Raw genomic sequence first — 5,007 nt, 5'->3', positions numbered from 1 at the left:
ACGCACCCAACCCAACTAAAAGCCTGATAACTCGTAGGGTGCGTTAACGAAGTGTAACGCACCCAACCCAACTAAAAGCCTGATAACTCGTAGGGTGCGTTAACGAAGTGTAACGCACCCAACCTGACTGGTACTATCCCACCCTGTCCCCTTCTTCACAACCAACAAACCAAAAAAAACTCGCCAAAAAAAACTCGCCAAAAAAAACTCGCCAAAAAAAACTCGCCAAAAAAAACTCGCCAAAAAAAACTCGGTCAGGAAGCAAAACCTAACCGAGTTTTAATTTAGATGGATATCAAATTACAGCTTCAAGTCAATTCATACAACTTAGTCATTCCTTTCATGAGTTCATCGGTGTTGCCAAACTCAAAGGCCAAAGGACTATTGGACAATTTTCACTAAATCGCAAGTTAAAGGACAAGATGAATAAGTCGGATTAGGATGAATCGGTTGATTCTTGCCATGTAACCAGTTTAACCAAGTTACATCTTCGGGATGGACTCCTTTTAACGTCAGTACCGCAGCACCAACAAAGACTGATAAAATATTAACGCCAATCACACTACCGACAACGACTAAAACCGCGCTCATCGGTAAAACGGATTGTAAAATAATTGCCGCTAAAACCGCCATAGTTGCCATTAAGACCACAAGGGGAAAGCCGACGACTAATAAACAAACAGTTAATGTAAAACTCCAAACTAAAAAGCTCTTAGCGATCGCTAAATAGGTTTTCTCCCAACTTTGTCTTTGAGCCAACACCATTGAATTCCTCCAGATTTCCAAATCTACTAAACGAACAGAAGATTAAATATACTTCTAACTTTGATAACTCAGTATAGTTAAATTCTTCTCAAAGATGAAATGTATGTAATAAAAGTTCACACTAAAAGTGAAAGGCTTATGGTATAAATACCTAAATCTTTAGTTCCCATTCTCTGCAAGGGATGGGATGATGAGCAACCAGGTAAAACAATTGTTATCAGGGGTTTAACACTGATGACGACTAGCTTTCAGCCATAAGAACAGAGACCGATCAAAAGAAGAATTAAGCCAGAAAATCTCAGGTTGTGTCACTGACTTTGACTCTCTCATGGTGAGTCCTTCGGTCTGTTACATTTAGACACAATTTTTTCAGAACACCCAGAATGATCCCAGTACCCGATCAAGGGTTAACCTAGCGTAGGAGAGGACTCCCGCGTCCTAATCTGAGATTAATCTGAGATCAGGACATGGGAGACTGTACTTGAACCCTCAACCCCCCTTAATGTTCAGGGCCGACAGTCGCTTCAATGGCCACCCCAAACTCATCCTCAAAAATTTCCTTTTTATACCCCAAATTCCATAACTCCAAGGCACAATCATCATTAGCGTCTTGGGGATTGATATGGAGGTTAACCCGCTTGTGGTGGGAATCATACTGACATTCGACCGATGCGATCGCGCCAATTTGCCGACGATCAAACGCCACCGCAATGCGCAAAATAGCACTTAACTCATCCACCATCCGCCGATAATGCTTACTCGGTAAACTCCGATAATTATCATGCTTCTTCTTAGGCTTACTCTTACGATGATAGCGAGCCAAATTCGCAATCACCTCCACCTCCGTCTCCGTATATCCCAATAACTCCGCATGGCGAATCAAATAATAAGAATGTTTATGGTGAGCAGAATGGGAAATATACAAACCACTATTATGAAGCATCCCCGCAGCCCAGAGTAACTCGCGCTCCTCCTCACCCCAGAAATGTAACTTCCCCTGTAACTGATCAAACAAACTCACCGCAAACTTCGCCACTCGCTCACTGTAATCCAGCTTCACTTGATACTTCTGAGCAATCTTATAAACACTCCGTTGACGGACTTCCCCCTGAAACTGAAGACGGTCCACAATCAACCCATGGGACAACATCCAATCCACAATCATCCCCTCCCGCAACGCTCGCTCACAAATAGTAATCTCCTCCAAATTGAGCATTTTCATCGCTTCAGTGAGAATAACCGCCCCCGCCACAATAATCTCAGCCCGTTTCTCCGACATACCGGGGACTTCACAACGCTCCTGATAGTCCATCTTGGACAAATCTTTAGTCAACTCCTCGAGATGTTTTCGTTTCACCGTGTAACCATTAAGCGGGTTAGGAAAATTATCCTCCTCCCGTTTCGCCAACAACACCACCAACGTCTCAATCGTCCCCGAAGTCCCCACTAAGCGGGGTTTTTCTCCCCAGTCCAGCGAACTGCGAATTTCCTCAATAGGCCGCTCCAACATTCCCCGCACATAAGCCCGGAGATAATTTAACTGGTCACTCTCCACCGGATCAGTCGTGATAAACTCTTGAGTGAGACGGACAGCCCCCACCTTCGTGCTACTGAGAAACCGGGCTTCATAGCGGTCTGCCAACACCAATTCCGTCGAACCCCCGCCAATATCAATAATCACATGGGGATAATGGTCAAACTCTAGCCCCGACAAGACCCCCAAATAAATCCGTCGCGCTTCTTCTTGTCCAGAGATAAGATTAATTTGAATGCCAATCTCCTTCTCCACCTGCTTAATAAAATCCCTCCCATTGGGGGCCTCTCGGACCGCACTGGTGGCCGTGGCAATGAGAGAATGGGCATTAAAACTCGTCGCCAATTCCTTACACCGTTGTAAGGTACTCCAGGCCCGCTCAATTGCCTCTGGAGTCAGATTCCCCGTATGAGGATCGCGATCGCCCAACCGCACCGTATCCTTTTCTCGTGCAATAATCGTAAAAGCGGGCAATTGCGGCTCAATCTGCACAATCACCAGATGAATCGAATTCGTCCCCACATCAATCGCGCCTAAAATAATCTCCTGAGACGGATCGAGAGAAGATACACGACTGTTGCTTTCAGAACTAAGAATAGAATCAACCATAAATTAAGTCTGTTTCGTACTATTAATCAATGTTCCCTGTCATAGCCCCCATTCAAGGGAGAGCTTGTGGAAAATTAACAAAGAGTGAGCAGAGAAAAAGCTGATGATTACTGAATCACCCCAAACCCCAGAACCCACTTGGCAAGTCGTCTTACGGCTACTCCGTTGGAATAAACCCGCAGGACGACTAATTTTAATGATTCCGGCATTATGGGCAGTCTTTCTCGCTGCCCAGGGACAACCTCCCATCCCCCTCGTTACTGTAATTATTTTAGGCAGTTTAGCCACCAGTGCAGCAGGTTGTGTGGTCAATGACCTCTGGGACCGAGATATTGATCCCCAAGTCGAGCGCACCCGCACCCGTCCCTTAGCCTCCCGTGCCTTATCGGTCAAAACAGGAATTTTCGTCGGTCTAGTCGCCCTAGCCTGTGCTGCTATTCTAGCGTTATATCTCACCCCTTTAAGTTTTTGGCTTTGCGTTTTTGCCGTCCCAGTCATTATTGCCTATCCCCTCGCCAAACGGTTTTTCCCCATCCCCCAACTCGTCTTAGCCCTCGCTTGGGGGTTTGCCGTTTTAATCAGTTGGACCGCCGTGACCGGAGAATTATCCCCCGCCACTTGGGTATTATGGGGCGCAGTGCTGTGTTGGACATTAGGGTTTGATACCGTTTATGCCATGTCAGACCGAGAAGACGATGCCAAAATCGGCGTTAACTCCAGTGCCTTATTTTTTGGTCAATATGCTCCCGTGGCCGTCGGGGTCTTTTTTGCCGCCACTGCCGGATTATTAGCCTATTTAGCCCTCATACTGCCCTTACAGGTTAGTTTCTGGTTGGGGTGGGGAATCGCCGTTATTGGCTGGTCTTGGCAAGTCTGGCAACTCTCCCAAGCCGAAATTCCCCCGGCCACCTATGCCACTATTTTCCGGCAAAATGTAGGGTTAGGATTTATTTTACTCGCCGGAATGATCAGTGGTTCACTGTTCTAGCCGCGTGAGAGACCATTATTATTATTCCCCCTCTCCCAAATGGGGAGAGGGGGTCAGGGGGTGAGGGGGTGAGGGACCCCACTTACAAAAACCGACTGAGATCAAAGTCTTCCGGGGAACTTTCCTCTTGATAACGTTCTTTTGTGAGTAACAACAAAAGACGTTCCGTATAGTCCACAGCCCCTCGGAGTTCCTCTTGTAACAGTTCTAACCCCCCATTAGCATACTCCTCAAAAAACCGCACCCATTGGCCTTCATTCTCAGGGTTATAGGAAGACAAGACCTGGGGGGTTTGGGTTTCCACTAAAGCCAGTAACTTGAGAAGACGGTCATATCCTCTCGAAATGAAGATTTCTAAAGCAATAGGAGAGGGTTCATTTTTGGCCGCCGTGCCGATGGGGACACGCTTTTGCCATTGTACGCCCATGAGAGCCGCAAAGGCCACAGCATCCGCGTAAGTCTGAAATGGCCCCGTCGTATCAGCAGCAGCCACCAACGCTTGTACCAATTCCGCTTTATCTTTGGCAACTCGGACTCGACTTGCACCCATGAGCAAAGAAAGACAGGTTTAATGATTCTGGAAAACAAGTACAAGAAGATTATACACAGGATGTTAAATTAAGGCTAACTTAGGCGCGTTTGTCCCAAAAAGCAAGTTACCAAAAATAATGGGTCTAAAGCCTCGCCCTGACTTCGACAAGCTCAGTCGCCCTTTTAGGGCGACTTGATGGTATAATACTTTTGTGTAGGTTTAGGTTTATCTCACGTAAAATGCTCGTCTTAGAGTTCAAGGCTAAAGGAAAACCAACTCAATACAGTGCCATTGATGAGGCCATCCGAACGGTTCAATTCATCCGCAATAAAGCAATTCGTTTTTGGATGGATAATTTGGAAGTTGGACAAAAAGACTTGTATCGTCTTAGCAAGGTACTTAGAGATGAGTTTCCCTTTGCTAAAGCCTTAAATTCTAGCGCGTGCCAAGCATCTATTGAGAGAGCTTATTCTGCCATTGCCAGATTTTATAATAACTGCAAAAAAGGGATTCCTGGGAAAAAAGGCTACCCTCAATTCCAGAAAAATTGTCGTTCAGTGGAATACAAGAATTCTGGGT

4 protein-coding genes and 1 pseudogene are annotated in these 5,007 nt (G+C 46.0%); 2 read left to right on the top strand and 3 right to left on the bottom strand.

The genetic code is table 11. The features are described 5' to 3' along the window. Positions 1 to 381: 381 nt before the first annotated feature. Together PN462_RS10565 and PN462_RS10560 are read right to left on the bottom strand one after the other, a co-directional pair. Positions 382 to 765, bottom strand: a complete 384-nt coding sequence (locus PN462_RS10565; protein WP_272128149.1) for a hypothetical protein — start codon at positions 763 to 765, stop codon at positions 382 to 384. Positions 766 to 1,264: 499 nt separating this feature from the next. Beyond that, positions 1,265 to 2,908, bottom strand: coding sequence for a Ppx/GppA phosphatase family protein (locus PN462_RS10560; RefSeq protein ID WP_272128148.1), 1,644 nt, complete (start codon positions 2,906 to 2,908; stop codon positions 1,265 to 1,267). Positions 2,909 to 3,011: 103 nt separating this feature from the next. Between PN462_RS10560 and PN462_RS10555 the strand changes: the two genes are divergently transcribed. Then, positions 3,012 to 3,896 (top strand): 4-hydroxybenzoate solanesyltransferase, encoded by an 885-nt coding sequence (locus PN462_RS10555; RefSeq protein WP_272128147.1) that lies wholly within the window; start codon positions 3,012 to 3,014, stop codon positions 3,894 to 3,896. A gap of 82 nt (positions 3,897 to 3,978) precedes the next feature. Here the strand turns inward: PN462_RS10555 and PN462_RS10550 are convergent, their stop codons facing one another. Further along, complete coding sequence (locus PN462_RS10550; protein ID WP_272128146.1) at positions 3,979 to 4,446, bottom strand: DNA phosphorothioation-associated protein 4; 468 nt, start codon at positions 4,444 to 4,446, stop codon at positions 3,979 to 3,981. 221 nt (positions 4,447 to 4,667) lie between these two features. Between PN462_RS10550 and PN462_RS10545 the strand changes: the two are divergent. Beyond that, positions 4,668 to 5,007: pseudogene (locus PN462_RS10545) on the top strand (RNA-guided endonuclease TnpB family protein); the annotation flags it as partial.

Origin of the sequence: Spirulina sp. CS-785/01 (assembly GCF_028330525.1) — a bacterium.
GTDB lineage: Bacteria > Cyanobacteriota > Cyanobacteriia > Cyanobacteriales > Spirulinaceae > JAQMSD01.
The sequence above is the reverse complement of the archived record's forward strand: the minus strand, read 5'-3'. Positions and strand labels throughout refer to the sequence as shown.